The sequence below is a fragment of the Ekhidna sp. genome (genome assembly GCF_965228795.1).
Taxonomy (GTDB): domain Bacteria; phylum Bacteroidota; class Bacteroidia; order Cytophagales; family Cyclobacteriaceae; genus Ekhidna.
The window spans coordinates 747282-761819 of record NZ_OZ245839.1; the positions used below are offsets into that span (position 1 = coordinate 747282).

The 14538-nt window shown below is 38.5% G+C and carries 15 protein-coding genes; 4 read left to right on the forward strand and 11 right to left on the reverse strand.

Going from position 1 to position 14538, the window contains the following annotated elements:
* The first annotated feature begins 628 nt into the window (after nucleotides 1-628).
* From galE to pheS, 3 genes are all read left to right on the forward strand, one after another.
* Nucleotides 629-1636, forward strand: a complete 1008-nt coding sequence (gene galE / locus ACQK2H_RS03375) for a UDP-glucose 4-epimerase GalE (RefSeq protein ID WP_425390062.1) — start codon at nucleotides 629-631, stop codon at nucleotides 1634-1636.
* A gap of 122 nt (nucleotides 1637-1758) precedes the next feature.
* Nucleotides 1759-2847 carry an MraY family glycosyltransferase gene (locus ACQK2H_RS03380; RefSeq protein WP_425390063.1) on the forward strand — a complete coding sequence of 363 codons (1089 nt, stop codon included), beginning with the start codon at nucleotides 1759-1761 and terminating at the stop codon, nucleotides 2845-2847.
* A 34-nt stretch (nucleotides 2848-2881) separates the two neighbouring features.
* Entirely contained in the window at nucleotides 2882-3892 is a 1011-nt protein-coding gene (gene pheS / locus ACQK2H_RS03385) for a phenylalanine--tRNA ligase subunit alpha (protein WP_425393123.1), read from the forward strand.
* Here pheS and ACQK2H_RS03390 read toward each other — a convergent pair.
* From ACQK2H_RS03390 to ribD, 8 genes are all read right to left on the reverse strand, one after another.
* Nucleotides 3889-4851 carry an AAA family ATPase gene (locus tag ACQK2H_RS03390; protein ID WP_425390064.1) on the reverse strand — a complete coding sequence of 321 codons (963 nt, stop codon included), beginning with the start codon at nucleotides 4849-4851 and terminating at the stop codon, nucleotides 3889-3891. The genes pheS and ACQK2H_RS03390 overlap by 4 nt on opposite strands.
* Before the next feature lie 41 nt (nucleotides 4852-4892).
* On the reverse strand, nucleotides 4893-6242 hold the full coding sequence (locus ACQK2H_RS03395; protein ID WP_425390065.1) for a peptidylprolyl isomerase: 1350 nt from the start codon (nucleotides 6240-6242) through the stop codon (nucleotides 4893-4895).
* Nucleotides 6196-7047, reverse strand: a complete 852-nt coding sequence (locus ACQK2H_RS03400) for a peptidyl-prolyl cis-trans isomerase (RefSeq protein WP_425390066.1) — start codon at nucleotides 7045-7047, stop codon at nucleotides 6196-6198. The genes ACQK2H_RS03395 and ACQK2H_RS03400 overlap by 47 nt, the downstream gene beginning before the upstream one ends.
* On the reverse strand, nucleotides 7048-7458 hold the full coding sequence (locus tag ACQK2H_RS03405; protein WP_425390067.1) for an ATP-binding protein: 411 nt from the start codon (nucleotides 7456-7458) through the stop codon (nucleotides 7048-7050).
* Nucleotides 7448-7792, reverse strand: coding sequence for an STAS domain-containing protein (locus ACQK2H_RS03410; RefSeq protein ID WP_425390068.1), 345 nt, complete (start codon nucleotides 7790-7792; stop codon nucleotides 7448-7450). The genes ACQK2H_RS03405 and ACQK2H_RS03410 overlap by 11 nt, the downstream gene beginning before the upstream one ends.
* A 6-nt stretch (nucleotides 7793-7798) precedes the next feature.
* Entirely contained in the window at nucleotides 7799-9739 is a 1941-nt protein-coding gene (locus tag ACQK2H_RS03415; RefSeq protein WP_425390069.1) for a GAF domain-containing SpoIIE family protein phosphatase, read from the reverse strand.
* A gap of 171 nt (nucleotides 9740-9910) precedes the next feature.
* Complete coding sequence (locus ACQK2H_RS03420) at nucleotides 9911-10387, reverse strand: GAF domain-containing protein (RefSeq protein WP_425390070.1); 477 nt, start codon at nucleotides 10385-10387, stop codon at nucleotides 9911-9913.
* Nucleotides 10380-11405 (reverse strand): bifunctional diaminohydroxyphosphoribosylaminopyrimidine deaminase/5-amino-6-(5-phosphoribosylamino)uracil reductase RibD, encoded by a 1026-nt coding sequence (gene ribD, locus ACQK2H_RS03425; RefSeq protein WP_425390071.1) that lies wholly within the window; start codon nucleotides 11403-11405, stop codon nucleotides 10380-10382. Before ribD ends, ACQK2H_RS03420 begins: the two co-directional genes overlap by 8 nt.
* A 23-nt stretch (nucleotides 11406-11428) precedes the next feature.
* On the opposite strand from ribD, the gene prmC reads away from it, so the two are divergent.
* Entirely contained in the window at nucleotides 11429-12265 is an 837-nt protein-coding gene (prmC, locus tag ACQK2H_RS03430) for a peptide chain release factor N(5)-glutamine methyltransferase (RefSeq protein WP_425390072.1), read from the forward strand.
* Here the strand turns inward: prmC and ACQK2H_RS03435 are convergent.
* The 3 genes from ACQK2H_RS03435 to ACQK2H_RS03445 form a co-directional block, all read right to left on the reverse strand.
* The gene (locus ACQK2H_RS03435) at nucleotides 12255-13325 is read right to left on the reverse strand and encodes an energy transducer TonB (protein ID WP_425390073.1); all 1071 of its coding nucleotides are present in this window, start codon (nucleotides 13323-13325) and stop codon (nucleotides 12255-12257) included. The genes prmC and ACQK2H_RS03435 overlap by 11 nt on opposite strands.
* A complete protein-coding gene (locus ACQK2H_RS03440) occupies nucleotides 13312-13875 on the reverse strand; it encodes an RNA polymerase sigma factor (RefSeq protein WP_425390074.1) in 564 nt (187 codons plus the stop codon). The genes ACQK2H_RS03435 and ACQK2H_RS03440 overlap by 14 nt, the downstream gene beginning before the upstream one ends.
* Nucleotides 13876-14114: 239 nt before the next feature.
* Nucleotides 14115-14432, reverse strand: coding sequence for a GIY-YIG nuclease family protein (locus ACQK2H_RS03445; RefSeq protein WP_425390075.1), 318 nt, complete (start codon nucleotides 14430-14432; stop codon nucleotides 14115-14117).
* Nucleotides 14433-14538: the final 106 nt, after the last annotated feature.

A 14538-nucleotide genomic window follows, 5' to 3' on the forward strand; every position in this document is an offset into this window, starting at 1 on the left:
TACCCTTTTAATTCCCTAAAGGGCAGTTCTTCGCAAAACTTTTCAAGAAGGAATAGTATTTAAAACCTAAATAAAAATCTTACCTCAGATATTTTAAACAAGCCTTTTGTTCTGAAAAGATTAGTTGGATTTTAGTTGTTGTTTATTCTAGGATAAGTAGAACCAATTTGAACTCCCTTTAGGGCCGGGGTAAATCAAATTGATTCCTTATTAATAAATAACAAAAAGCTATGTTTCACCAGTGAAGATCTCAGAAAGTTGGTGTTTTGAAAATTAATCACAGAATAATTTTCGGATTCAAACTCTAATTCTCACGCATATACAATACATCCTTTTTCTGCACTTTTAGATAATACTCTGAACTTATTTTTCGCATTGGCGAAACGGTTATGGAAAGTCATTACCGCTTTTATCTCAATTGGAATGAATTTTCGTCTTTCTACGGTAAGCGAATCGACTTCATTTCCATGAATATCTCTACTCTACAAATCTTTCATTTTTGTTCTATTAGGAAAGTATGAAATCAATTTGAACTCCCTTTAGGGCCGGGGTAGTCAAATTGATTATCACGTAATTCAAATCTTAGAATCATGAAGACCCAGCCACAACCATTTTGTACTTTTGCTGAATGAAAAACATTCTTGTAACAGGTGGCCTAGGCTTTATCGGATCCCATACAGTAGTAGAGCTTCATAATAAGGGATACAATCCAATCATTGTTGATAACCTTTCAAATTCTCAAGAAGGTGTCCTCGATCGACTTAAACAAATAACTGATACAGATTTTTCATTCATTAATATAGACTTGGTTAATTATGAAAAAACCAAACAAATATTTAATGATCACACCATTGATGGGGTCATACATTTTGCTGCTTATAAGGCAGTTGGGGAGTCTGTGGAAAAACCTTTGGCCTATTACGAAAACAACTTGGTTTCACTTATCAATTTGTTAAAGCTCTCACAAGAGTTTGATGTATCAAATTTTATATTCTCTTCATCCTGTACGGTATATGGTGAACCGGAAAAGCTACCTGTTGATGAATCTTTCCCAAAACAACAAGCTGAATCACCTTATGGAAATACAAAACAGGTTTGTGAGGAAATCATCGAGGATTATTGCAAATCGAATCCTGATTTTAAGGCTATCTCCTTGCGTTACTTCAATCCCACAGGTGCGCATGAGTCTGCACTCATTGGAGAATTACCTCTAGGTATTCCAAATAATTTGGTTCCTTTCATCACACAAACTGCTGCAGGTATTCGAGAAAAACTCAATGTTTTCGGTGGTGATTATAATACACCGGATGGCACATGTATACGAGATTACATCCATGTGGTAGACTTAGCCAATGCACATATTGCAGCACTAGAGCATGCTGAAAAAATGGATACCAACTATGATATGTTTAACGTGGGAACAGGAAAAGGAAATTCCGTTTTGGAGGTGATTACGTCTTTTGAAAAGGTAACTGGCGTTAAGCTAAACTATGAAATTGTAGATAGAAGGCCCGGAGATGTTGAAAAGATATACGCGGATACTAAAAAGGTGAATACTGTCTTAGGGTGGAAGTCTGAGCGAGACCTGGATAACATGATGAAAACTGCCTGGGAGTGGCAGAAATCTCTTTCATAGACTTTCCTCGTACATTTCAACTAAGAAATCAATCATTTTGCCGAAATAGTTAAATATTCCCTTAAAAAATTGACATTTTTAAGTCTGTTAAAGTCCGAAAGGATCTAATCACTGTATAATTAATGAGTCTGCCGCTTGCCATAGCAACTTCTTTTCTTGTAACTCTTACACTGATGCCGGTAGTTATCAGGGTTTTCAGATCTATTGATCTTTTAGATAGACCAGATAAACGAAAGGTTCATAGTATCAGTACACCATCACTTGGAGGAATTGCAATCTTTGCAGGAATCTTGATGGCTGTTTTGATGGCCATTTCAATGAATGATCTGGCTTCAGAAAAGTACTTTTTAGGTGGAGCCATCTTAATCTTCTTACTGGGAGTGAGGGATGACTTATCAAGTCTACTAGCACACCACAAATTAGTTGTGCAGATTTTCTCCGCTTTATTGGTCGTTTATTTTGGTGGAATCAAAATTGAAGGACTTCACGGGTTGTTTGGTATAGAAAATTTTCCTTGGGTGTTAGATGAGTTGTTCACAGTCTTTGTGATTGTTGTGATGACGAACGCTTTTAACCTGATTGATGGGATCGACGGTCTTGCAGGGAGTATTGCCTTGGTAATTTCCGCTTTCCTCGGATGGGCGGCCATGCAAAGTGGCTACTATGTTGATGCAGCATTTGCTTTTACAATTGTTGGAGCTTCTTTGGGTTTTCTGCTTTACAACTGGTATCCATCCAAAGTATTTATGGGTGATACTGGCTCCATGGTCTTCGGGTTTATGTTAACCATCTTAATGGTCAAATTTCTTGCGGTACCGGTACCTCCGTCAGTAATTGAGGCGCCTGTAGCAACTAGCTTGGCTTTGTTTGTATTACCCGTATACGATACATTACGGGTGATGATTATAAGACTTGTGTCCGGGAAACCACCTCTTGCTCCAGATAGAAATCACATCCATCATGTCCTTCTAAAGTTTGGCTTTAATCATGCTAGTTCTACTTTGATGCTTGTCGGCTACAATATTTGTGTGGTTACTATGGCTGTCATTTTTCAATCGATTGGAGAATTATGGCTGATGTTAATAATGACCTCAGTTACGATTTTTATTGGAGCTGTCTTAGATCGAAAACTAACCAGGCGTGAAGCGGCAAGGTTGGCACAAATAATCCCACCAGAAATTAAACTAAGCAAGGAGCATACCTCTGCATAATTAGTATTTTTGCGATTCAAATCTGAATTGCTAAATCATGCTTGAAAAAGTCAAAGAACTCATTAATGAAGTTGAGAATGCCTCTGCTAAATCAGAGCAGGAGCTAGAAGAATTCCGCTTAAAATTCATTGGGAGAAACAATATCATTAATGACCTTTTTGATGAATTTAAAAGTGTGCCCTCAGAACAAAAAAGGGAGCTAGGCCCTGCTTTAAACGAACTAAAAAAGCGTGCACAGATTAAGCTAAAAGAGCTATCCAATGCATTATCAGCACTCAATTCTTCAACTTCAGATGTGGATGTGACTCTTCCGGGAGCATATGGTGTGGAGGGATCAATCCATCCAATTTCACAAACAAAAAGTCGGATCATTGAAATTTTTGAACGTCAGGGATTCAACGTGGAAGACGGGCCGGAGATTGATAATGATTGGAACAATTTCACAGCGCTAAATTTCCCTGAAAATCACCCTGCCAGAGAGATGCAGGATACGTACTTCGTTGAGAAAAATCCGGACATTTTACTCAGAACACACACTTCCAATGTGCAGATACGCTTGATGAATAAAAAGAAGCCCCCGATTCGATCGATCATGCCTGGCCGAGTATATAGAAATGAAGCTATATCAGCGCGTGCTCACTGTTTCTTTCACCAAGTCGAAGGGTTAGTAGTCGGTGAGAATATTAGCTTCAAAGATCTAAAGAATACGTTGTATCACTTCTCTAAAGAGATGTTTGGGAAGAATACTAAAATTAGGTTGAGACCTTCTTACTTTCCCTTTACAGAGCCAAGTGCAGAGATCGACATCAGCTGTTTTATATGTGGAGGAGAAGGATGCAAGATATGCAAGCAAACAGGATGGGTGGAAATTGCAGGTTCGGGAATGGTTGATCCGAATGTTCTTGAGAATTGCGGAATAGATTCCTCAAAATACAGTGGTTTTGCATTCGGAATGGGCATAGAAAGAATCACTATGCTTAAATATCAAATTGATGATTTAAGATTGTTCTCTGAAAACGATATTCGTTTTCTAAAGCAGTTCTAGAGTAGGTCAGCAATTATTTTCTCTTCGGTGATTCCTTCTGCTTCTGCTTTAAAGTTTCTGACTATTCTATGCCTTAAAACAGGAGCCGCTACCTCTTTGATGTCTTCTATGTCAGGAGAATATTTTCCATTTATAAGCGCATTGCATTTGGCCGCAAGAATCAAGAATTGACCTGCCCTAGGACCAGCTCCCCACTCCAAATACTCTCTAGCTATTTCATCAGCCTTTTTGCCATTAGGTCGGGTTTTGGCTACCAGGTTTACTGTATAATCAAATACATTATCAGCTACGGGTACCTTGCGAACAAGCTGTTGATAATTAAGAATGATTTCTTTACTCACGACTTCAGACACCTCATCAGTAGCCTCGGAAGTCGTTCGCTTGATTACTTCAACCTCTTCTTCATATTCAGGGTAATCCAGTTTTATCATAAACATGAATCGATCCAGCTGAGCCTCGGGTAATGGGTAAGTACCTTCTTGTTCTATTGGGTTTTGGGTAGCCAAAACAAAGAATGGTTTATCTAGCATGTAATTTTTTCCGGCAATGGTAACTGCACCTTCCTGCATTGCTTCCAAAAGTGCAGACTGTGTTTTAGGAGGTGTTCGGTTAATTTCATCAGCAAGGATAACGTTAGAGAAAATCGGTCCCTGAAGGAAACGTAGATTTCGTTCTTTGTCGAGGGTTTCAGCACCCAAGATATCTGAAGGCATCAAGTCCGGGGTAAACTGGATTCTGTTGAAATCTAGGCCTAAACATTTAGATACTGTCTGCACCAAAAGTGTCTTTGCAAGACCAGGGACTCCAACAAGAAGTGAATGTCCATTGCAGAATAAGGAGGTTATCAGCAGTTTGACAACATCTTTTTGACCTATGATCTTTTTGGAAATTTCTTCCTCTAATTTTTTAAAATCGTTAGCTAAATCGTCAGCTAATTTAACATCCTTACTTTCGGCCATACATTTATTTATTTAGTCTTACTCTGGTTGTTAATCGTATCCTAGTTGGTGAGGTTACAATAATCGTATTCAGGGTCAATTTCGATGTATACATTGCCTCTGGCTTTTTCAAACCAATCGGAAATTTTTTTGTTCTTTTTCTGAGCTAGCGCTGCTGCGGCAATTTTCTGATAGTCGACATCTAAATTAGCCTGATGCGGAGCAATTTTATTTTTATAATAAATGATTCTGAATGCATAGCTACCATCCTCTTTTTGATATCGAATTGGTTTTGTAATATTTCCAATTTTCATAGTATCAATCGTGAAGAAGATATTTGGATCTAATTGCTCCGCAGAAACTCGAAGTGCGCCGGTCTCATCTTGGAAAAAGCCTCCGGCAGAGGAAGTGGTCTGATCATCTGAGTATTCCTTCGCGGCTGCTTGAAACGACATGCTATCAAGCAAAATCACATTTCTTAAACTATCCAAATACTTTTCAGTTCTTTCATAATCTTTCTGATTTGGTTGTGGAGTGATCAAAATATGGCGCGACCTATATGTATTCCCTCTTTTCTCCTGCAATTGAATGAGGTGAAATCCAAATTGTGTTTCAACCGGCATTGATGTCTCGCCTGGCTTTAGCGAAAGGGCAGTTGCTTCATATTCCGGAGCTAATTCGCCACGACTATAAAACCCAAGCTGCCCACCATTGGCAGCAGATCCTGGATCTTGCGAATACTTTTTGGCGAGCACTTCAAATGAAATTCCGCTTTCAATCTGACTTCTTATGTCAAGTAATAATTTTCGGACCTTTTCTTTTTGATCTTTTCCAGGCTCTGCCTCTTTTACGATTTGAGCTACTGAAACTTCGGTAGAGAAATAGGGTAGTGAATCTTGCGGAATATTTTTAAAGAATTTTTTAACCTCTGCTGGTGTCACCTTGAGCCCGGCAGTTAGCTCAGACTGCATACGCTGAATAGTTAATTGCTCTTTTATGTTATCAAAGATCTCTTCTCGTATTTGATCAATACTTTTTCCGTAAGCCTTTTCAATGGCTTCCTCGCCTCCAAACTGCTGTGCCATTACAGACATTCTTCTGTCGAGATTATTGTTGACCTCTGCATCCAAAACATAAATAGAGTCAATTTCTGACTGAGCCATCAGCATCTTATTCACAACCAGTTGTTGTAAGATTTCACATTTTGCATTGCTTCCCCGCATTTGACCTCTTGACAAAAAGTCCAGATATGCTCTTTCCAATTCAGATTTTAAGAGGATGTAGTCATCCACCTTGGCAATAATCTTATCAATCACTACCTCTTTGGTCTGAGCAATTGATAAAGATGAAAATAGTAATGCAACACTAATTGTTAAAAACCTCAAACGCATTTGTCTGTTCTGCTTCTTCATAAATTTTCTTTTCCAGCTCCTTCTTCAGAGCAATTTTTCGTTTGTTGATTATAATATCAGCAACGCTTTCTTTTATAAATTCCAATGGAGCTATTTCTCCTATGAGTTTATATTCAAATATTTTTAAGAAATAGATATAGTCTTCATCTGAAACTTCAATGCTTGAATTTGACTTAAGGAAGTTGGTTTTGTCACTAATATCCTTCAGCGGTGTTTCTAAAAGGACTTCATCGAATTTTACCCAAACTGAATCCTCTATAAATGCTTTGACAGCATGCTCATTGGCATACGACCATATTTGAGTGGTGTCCTGGGGGTAGTTTCTTAGGCTTCTTCTAAACCTCCAGACATCAGGTGCCTTTGACGGAATTTTGAAATAAATGCACTTTGCCAGGTTTTGCCTCAAAACAAAGTTTTCAGATTTTTCCTCATAGTAGTCTTCAATCTCACGATCACTTACATTATCACTAAGGTTTGCGTCAATATACTTTTGCTCTAGCTCATGTACCATCAACGCATACTGATAATCAAGCACTTTTTTTTGAATTCTTGCTTCATTGAAATCAATTGCTTCTTCTGCCCTACTGATCATCAATTGCTTTTTTACCCAGTCAGTCACAAACTTTTCTACAAAAACTGCACTATCAGCAGAAGAAAGGTTAGCGGGGATGAGTTCAATGATGCTCGATTCTTCCAACTCTTTATCTCCTACTCTCGCAATTACCTTGCCTGTGGATACCTCTTTCGGTTGAAAATATTGGCATCCTGCTAAAAATAATATGTTGATAATGAGGTATTTTCTCACTTATGGATACATTTTAATGAGCCTGCAAATATTGTGATTCTTTTCAGTAGAGAACTCAATTTTGTCCATTATTCTTTTTACAAGCATTAAGCCAAGCCCGCCCTGTCTTCTGGATGAGACAATCTCCTCCATAGATGGCGATTGATATTCGTTGATGTCAAATCCTACGCCTTTGTCTTTGAATGTGAAGACGATTTGTTTTGGCCTGAAATCGATGTTAAACTCGATCTGATTTTCAGGATTACAGTTGTTCGCATGAATGATGAGATTGGCACACACTTCATCCACTGCAAGCACTAACTTATGGGCTTGCAAATCAGGAACTTTCTGCTCCTCAAGCATATCAGAGGTGAACTGGCGAATTTTCACCAATTCTTCCTTACTGCACCCTATCGTTAATTTATTTATCATCAAACGTGCTTATCGCCGCTTCTTTATTTTCTACGATTGTTAATAATTTTTCCAATCCAAGTATGTCAAAAACTTGTTTAACTGTTTCGTTAATACCAAATAATGTCAATTGAATCTCTTTCAATTTGAATTCATCTAAATGAGAAATAAATACGCCTAAACCCGCCGAAGAGATATAGTCCAGTCCCGACAAATCGGCAATGATTTTCTTTTCTCCTTGCTCCATGGCAGATTTAAGTGCATCATCCAGGTAAATACTGGATCCTGCATCAATTTCTCCTTTGACACTAATCAAATGGATATCATCTATTTTTTCAGTCGTTATTTCAGCCATTTTTTTCTATTTAAACTGTACGACTACTAATGTGTAATCATCATCTATTATCATCTCTCCTATAAAATCAGCGAGATCTCTTTTAATTCCTTCTTTTACCTGGTCGGGTGTTTTTGAGGCGTGTGTGGTGAATGATTTTTTCAATCGTCCATCTCCAAATTGTTCTCCGTCACTGTTTTTTGCCTCGGTGATACCATCAGTATAGAGTAACAATGTATCCCCTGCATGATAGCTCACAGTATTCCTATGAACGTAATCTGAATAGCTTGAGTTTCTTACAATCCCCAGACCCATTCCATCGCATTTTAAATAGTCAACGGTATCCTCACTTTTACAATAAAATAAACTTGGACAATGTCCGGCTCTAGAAAAATGAAGAATGCTTTTCTCTGTATTAATATCGAAATAGGTAACCGTAATGAATGAAGTTTTCTCCAGACACTGGCTTAACGCAATGTTTGCCTTTATGTTGAAATCTTCAGGTGTAAGTCCTTGATTTGCCAGACTATGAAAGATTCCTTTCATCTGTGCCATTTGAAATGCTGCACTCGTTCCCTTGCCCGAAACATCTCCAATAATCAATCCGAATCGATTGTCTTGATATTCCAAAATATCATAGTAATCACCGCCTACCTCATCAGCAGCCATACTAAAAGCAGCCATAACCAGGTGATTATTATTGATTAATGAGGTTGGCAATAGACTTTTTTGGACATTCTTGGCAATTTTTAGCTGCTCTTTGTATCGTTCATTTTCAATAGATTCCTTGATGAGAGAAAGGTTCTCAAGTGATATACTTGCCTGGTTTACAAACGTGGTAATGATATTAACCATTTCACGGTTGAATGCCTCTGACACTTCATTTAGAAGAACGATGTAGCCTACCTGTTCATTCTGAACGAGGATTGGGAGTGCGATGATTGATTTAAACTTCGTGTGCTTTAGGTCATCTGCCATCTTACCTGGACTTACCTCACTTTTTAACTTTAAATCGATAATTGAGGTAATTGTATCACTTTTTATAGCAGATTTGATCTCTTTGATCTCTTCAGCTTTCAGGTTTCTTATTACCTGATTAGTTCCATTTTCTTCTTTGACTTCCAACCAGGCGGCATCAGCAAAAACTGCACTCATTGAGCTTTCTAGCAATATTTCATACGTCTGATCCCTTGTTTCACCTCTTGGTATTGACTGGCTTAGTTTTTGAAAATCTAATGCTTCCTTGAGTTTTTGCTCAAAGACGGAAGAGGTAGGTAGGTTAAATAAGGTTACCAGTATGGAGATAACAGCGTACAAGAACAAGAAAATAAATAGTCCCCAGATAAAGACCCGATCAAACAGGTCAATGACTAATACATCCGTTTCTGAAAAATTGAGTAGGCTAAATAAAAAGTGATATAGATAAATAGCCGATAGTAGAATGAATAGTATTCCCTTCCACTTTTGCTTGAAATTTAAATATGCGACCCATTTCAGGTTAAAAACTAATATGATAGAAAAACAGCCAAGGATTACAAGAGCGACTCTGAAATTTGCATCAAAATAGGTCAAGCCAAAGAAGTCAAAGAGTAAACTCCCGACAAGCGCTATTTCAAAAAAGCTCCATAGTTGGAGTAAATTTTTTGATTTTTGGTATAGAATAAGTCGTTTCCAAACGACCAGCGTTGAAACCATAAATATTACAACAAGCCCCACCAAAATGCTGTAAAAGAAGTTTACTGTAAGAGGACTTTCTACCAGGGTGCTTTGAGCAAAAATTGTAAAGAACAATCGGATAGCTAAAGATATCAGTGTGGTGATAAGCCCGGTTATGAACACTTTCCATAGCAGATCTGTAAAATTCAGAGTGTCTGCCTTTGTGATCATGTATCGATAATAGGCAAATGTGGAAAGGACAAATCCGGTAAAACAGAGCTGAGGAAAGAAGTTGGAGAAATCGACTTTCATATCATAGCTCTGTACGAAAAGCAAATAAATACTGGAGCCTGCATATAACAGCCAGCAAATAATTGCCCCTAGGAAGCTCAGCCTTATTTTCACCTTGTCTGACACGGCGACAAAAATACAGAGCTTAGCCTACAAAATGGTCAATGAGTACCTTGGAGTGGTTAAACTATGTTAAGGAAGGAGATTTAGGATCTGCTGCAAGTATTGTTGATCTGTATGATCAAAGTCATTTAGTTGATCACTGTCCACGTCCAAAACTCCGATTGTTTTACCGTCCTTTTTGATCGGTATAACAATTTCAGATTTTGATGCTGATGCACAGGCGATATGACCAGGAAACTCATCTACATTGGGAACGATCAGAGTTTGATCTCTTTGCCAGCTGGAACCGCAGACACCTTTTCCTTTTTTGATTCGGGTACAAGCAACCGGACCTTGAAATGGTCCTAGCACCAATTCATCTTCTGAGTCAACCAGGTAAAACCCGACCCAGAAAAAGTCCATTCCTTCTTTTAAGGCAGCAGCGATATTGGCCAGATTAGCAATTAGGTTTTTCTCACCATAGAGCAGCCCATTGATCTGTGGAATCAATGCTTCGTATTTCTCCTCTTTCGTTCCTTCTTTGATTAATGTTAAATCCTCAGCCATGGTTGTTTCTGTAAATCGTTAATTGATCGGCAAAAATAGTTTCTTCTTTCTCCACTTTTCCTTCTACCTCTGGTGCAGCTATTCCTTTACCAAAAGTTGTTTCAGAAGTGAATACTCGTGCTTCATCCCAACAATTTTCGTTGATGAATGAGTTCAATACTTGCGAGCCGCCTTCAATGATTACGGACTGAATGTTACGCTCATATAGTTTTCGAAGCACGCTCCAGGGGTTATTCAGGTCTGTTTTGAGCCATTCGATATTTTCGGTTTTTTCTTCTTTGATCGAATTCAAAACTAAGGTTGGAGCTTCGTTTTTAAAGAGGTTGGCGTTTTTAGGTACTTCCAGGTTACTATCCAATAAAACCCTCACTGGGTTTCTACCTGTCCACTCCCTGGCAGTTAATGAAGGATTATCATGAATTGCCGTATTTTTTCCCACAAGGATGGCATCTTCATCAGTTCGCCATTTGTGTACTAACTGCCGTGAGTATGAATTACTGATCCATTTGGAATCATAATTTTCTCTTGCTACAAACCCATCCGATGTTTGCGCCCACTTTAGTATGACATATGGTCGTTCCTTTTGAACCGAAGTAAAGAATCGTTTATTCAATTCAATCGATTCTTTCTCTAGAACCCCTAATTCAACCTCTAAGCCAGCTTTCTGTAGTTTTTCAATGCCTTTTCCATCTACCTGATCAAAGGGATCACGACAAGCAACTACGATACGTTTAATCTTTTTCTCAATCAGTAAGTCCGCACATGGAGGTGTTTTTCCATGATGGGCACAAGGTTCCAATGTGACATATACAGTAGATTCAGGGAAGATTGAGTGATCATTCACCGAATGAATGGCATTGACTTCTGCATGAGCTTCTCCATATTTCTTATGATAGCCTTCACCAATGATTTTAACTTGATGTACAATGACGCAACCTACCATTGGATTGGGAGAAACACTTCCTCTGCCTAATTCGGCAAGTTCGAGTGCCCGTTGCATATATCGGCTATCATTCACTGAGTGTGTAATTTCGCTTTTGAATGAAGAATGTGAAGCAAATCTGGCAAGAAACAGTGAAACAGCTGGAAAAAGTTTATGATCGGCGGGAGGCAGAGAATATCTCCTATCTTTTGCTGGAGGATGCATTTGGCCTTTCGAAGACCGCTATTCTTTTTGAAGAAGAGAAAGAAATTGACTCAGATCAACTGAGTGGTTACATTCAAAGGCTACTTCTATATGAGCCAATTCAGTATGTCATAGGAATTGCCGATTTCTTTGGTAGAAAATTTCATATTGCTCCCGGTGCATTGATACCAAGACCTGAGACTGAGGAGTTAGTCAGTTTGATCATTAAAGAAAACAAGGTTCAAAATCCCAAGATCTTAGATGTCGGGGTAGGTTCGGGATGTATTGCAATTACGCTAGCACTAGAACTTAATGCCAGTGTTTTTGGGACGGATGTTTCGAAAGAAGCCATTGCAATTGCAGAGAAGAATGCTCGAGAACTAAATGCTAATGTGAGGTTCTATCATTCCAATATATTAACAGAGAACTTGCCTGAGTCTGAACTGGATATTTTGGTAAGTAACCCACCTTATATTCCTCAAATGGAGTTTGATAAGATGGCTAAAAACGTGACCGATTTTGAACCTGAATTGGCATTATTTGTCCCTGATGATGACCCGCTCATTTTTTACAAGCGAATCGCTGAGGAAGGCTTGAATACATTAAAGAAAGGAGGAAAGCTCTACTTTGAAATTCACGAGGATTTTGGTGAAGAAGTAAAAGCATACCTTCAAAATGCTGGGTATTCAAATGTGGTGATCCATCAGGATATGCAGGGAAAAGAGAGGATGGTGAGTGCTGTTAAAGTTTGAATTTAACCTTGACTTCAACTTTAGCTTTAACTGGCTCATCACCGCTATAGGCAAAAGTCCATTCAGGTCCTTCATTTATCAGTCTCACAGCTTCCTCATCACATCCATATCCAAGACTTTTTTCTATTTTAATATCAAGGATTTCCCCGAATTCACTAATTGTCAAACTCAATAACACTTCTCCTTCAATACCATTTTCTCTAGCTGCATCAGGATATATTAATTCTTCTTTTAAGTATTGCTGATATAGGCTGTCACCAATTATTGGTTTGGGTGAGACATCCATTTGATTATTCGTTTCAAAGGCACCCCCACTTCTTGCAGCAGATCGAGCAATCGCCGCTTCAGCTTCCTTAGCAACTTTCTTTTTACCAGAAAAGGCTTGAGCAGGCACTGCTACCTCTTCCATCACAATCATTTCATCTGAAGTTGGTTCAATCACCACTTCTTCCATAGCTTCTACATCAGCAAGCTGGATAACTTCACTTTTTCCTTCAAGCCGGTCATTTTGTTTAGCATTTTCTGAATGCGATAATGCTAATTCTGTGTCAGTGTTTATTTCGAACTCTTCTTCTGATAGTACTGTTTCATTTTCTGTCAGAAAGCTTTCAACTACTTCTCTATCCTCATTTTCTACTTTCAATCCATCTGAGTCAAAATCAGTTTTGACTTCATTGGTCACTTCTGCAATAGTTTCTTGTTCAATGTCAGCTTCCAGTGAACCTGAATCCATTGGTAATGCTTCTTTTGAAGCAAGCTGAGATTGCTCAACATTGCTAAACAGATAGAAAACAGCTATCGAGCCAACAATAAGCATGGCTATCATTGCAGCAGCACGCAACCAAACAGGACTACCTTTTTTCTTTCTTAATACACTATTTTTAAGAGACTTGATGTCCTCAACAACTGTTCTTGGATCGTTGGCGGATAAACCTTCTAGTGCTTCCAGAGCAAATGGATCGTCCAAAACATCACGCTCAAAGGCATGCGCCTCTTCCGGACTCATTTGGCCCTTTAGATATCGCTCAAATTGTTCGCTATGGTTTTTATCTGTTGACATTCTTGCTTTCCAAACACATTTTCAAATTACGTTTTCCATTTTGTATGTGGCTTTTCACTTTTTTAAGCTCAAGCCCTGTTTCTTCATTCACCTGCTGATAGCTTTTCTTTTCAATGAAAAAGAGTTTTACACATCGTTGCTGTTCTGCTTTTAATTCTTCAATGCAAGCTTCGAGTGCGAGCAGGTCTTCTTCCAACTCTGCTTTCTCATTATTGAGATGCATCTCCTCTCCGGATTCCATAAATATTTCTGTATGAACTTCAGGATTCTTTTTACGGAGCGTCATCAGGCAGTGGTTTTTACTCACCATATATAGCCAGCTTTTGAAGTGTTGCACCTCTGTGGATAAGAGTTTATCTGAAATCTGCTCGTAGATCGACATTACGGCATCCTGTGCATCACCCCTGTTTTTCAAATATTTCAGGCAAAGTCCATATACAAGATGCATGTATTTGTTATAGAGCTCACCTAATACCTCCTGATTTCTCGTATTCCGGTAAAAACGAAGCTGTAATTCGTCTGTGGGCGATATTTCCCCCTTTTCTTTCATTTCAATGAAGTAGAAATCCTAACTGAGTTGATTCGATGCATTAGGGTAAATATCTCTTCTTTCAGTCGAGATGACAAGAATACAGTTGTTCATACTTTTTTGTCATTTCGAGCGCAGCGAGAAATCTTTACTCGTGCTGAAAAACCCAGTAGGTAAATATCTCTCACTTTCGTTCGAGATGACAAGAATGAAGCAAGTGACGTTTTCTGTCATTTAAACGAAGGAGAAATCTATACCCTTCACTCTAAATAATCCCAAGCTCCAATCTCTTTATTCAGGAATTTCCAGTCAGGATTCATAGCTTCAATAAGATTATTCTTTTTTTCTCTTCGCCACTTTTTTATTTCATGTTCCCGATCTATTGCGTTGGTAACATATTGGTGTCTCTCATACCAAACCAGGTTATAACAATAGTATTTGCCTGCCCATGTTTTGCTTTTGCCTCTGTTTTTATAATGTTGGAGAAGCCTGGTAGGTAGGTCATTAGTCATTCCAACATAAATGACAGATCGGGCTGGGTTAGTGGTGATGTAAACGAAATAGTTGTGATCTCTCATCTCTAGTAAATATCTCTCACTTCGTTCGAGATGACAAATGTGCTGTTAATGTCTCTTCCTCTGTCATTTCGAGCACAGCGAGAAATCTTTACTCGTGCTGAAAAAC

What these genes read in the sequence shown, in the direction of transcription:
- galE (WP_425390062.1), top strand. Translation starts at nt 629, where the DNA reads ATGAAAAACATTCTTGTAACAGGTGGCCTAGGCTTTATCGGATCCCAT.
- ACQK2H_RS03380 (WP_425390063.1), top strand. Translation starts at nt 1,759, where the DNA reads ATGAGTCTGCCGCTTGCCATAGCAACTTCTTTTCTTGTAACTCTTACA.
- ACQK2H_RS03390 (WP_425390064.1), bottom strand. Translation starts at nt 4,851, where the DNA reads ATGGCCGAAAGTAAGGATGTTAAATTAGCTGACGATTTAGCTAACGAT.
- ACQK2H_RS03395 (WP_425390065.1), bottom strand. Translation starts at nt 6,242, where the DNA reads ATGAAGAAGCAGAACAGACAAATGCGTTTGAGGTTTTTAACAATTAGT.
- ACQK2H_RS03405 (WP_425390067.1), bottom strand. Translation starts at nt 7,458, where the DNA reads ATGATAAATAAATTAACGATAGGGTGCAGTAAGGAAGAATTGGTGAAA.
- ACQK2H_RS03410 (WP_425390068.1), bottom strand. Translation starts at nt 7,792, where the DNA reads ATGGCTGAAATAACGACTGAAAAAATAGATGATATCCATTTGATTAGT.
- ACQK2H_RS03415 (WP_425390069.1), bottom strand. Translation starts at nt 9,739, where the DNA reads ATGAAAGTCGATTTCTCCAACTTCTTTCCTCAGCTCTGTTTTACCGGA.
- ACQK2H_RS03420 (WP_425390070.1), bottom strand. Translation starts at nt 10,387, where the DNA reads ATGGCTGAGGATTTAACATTAATCAAAGAAGGAACGAAAGAGGAGAAA.
- prmC (WP_425390072.1), top strand. Translation starts at nt 11,429, where the DNA reads ATGAAGAATGTGAAGCAAATCTGGCAAGAAACAGTGAAACAGCTGGAA.
- ACQK2H_RS03435 (WP_425390073.1), bottom strand. Translation starts at nt 13,325, where the DNA reads ATGTCAACAGATAAAAACCATAGCGAACAATTTGAGCGATATCTAAAG.
- ACQK2H_RS03440 (WP_425390074.1), bottom strand. Translation starts at nt 13,875, where the DNA reads ATGAAAGAAAAGGGGGAAATATCGCCCACAGACGAATTACAGCTTCGT.
- ACQK2H_RS03445 (WP_425390075.1), bottom strand. Translation starts at nt 14,432, where the DNA reads ATGAGAGATCACAACTATTTCGTTTACATCACCACTAACCCAGCCCGA.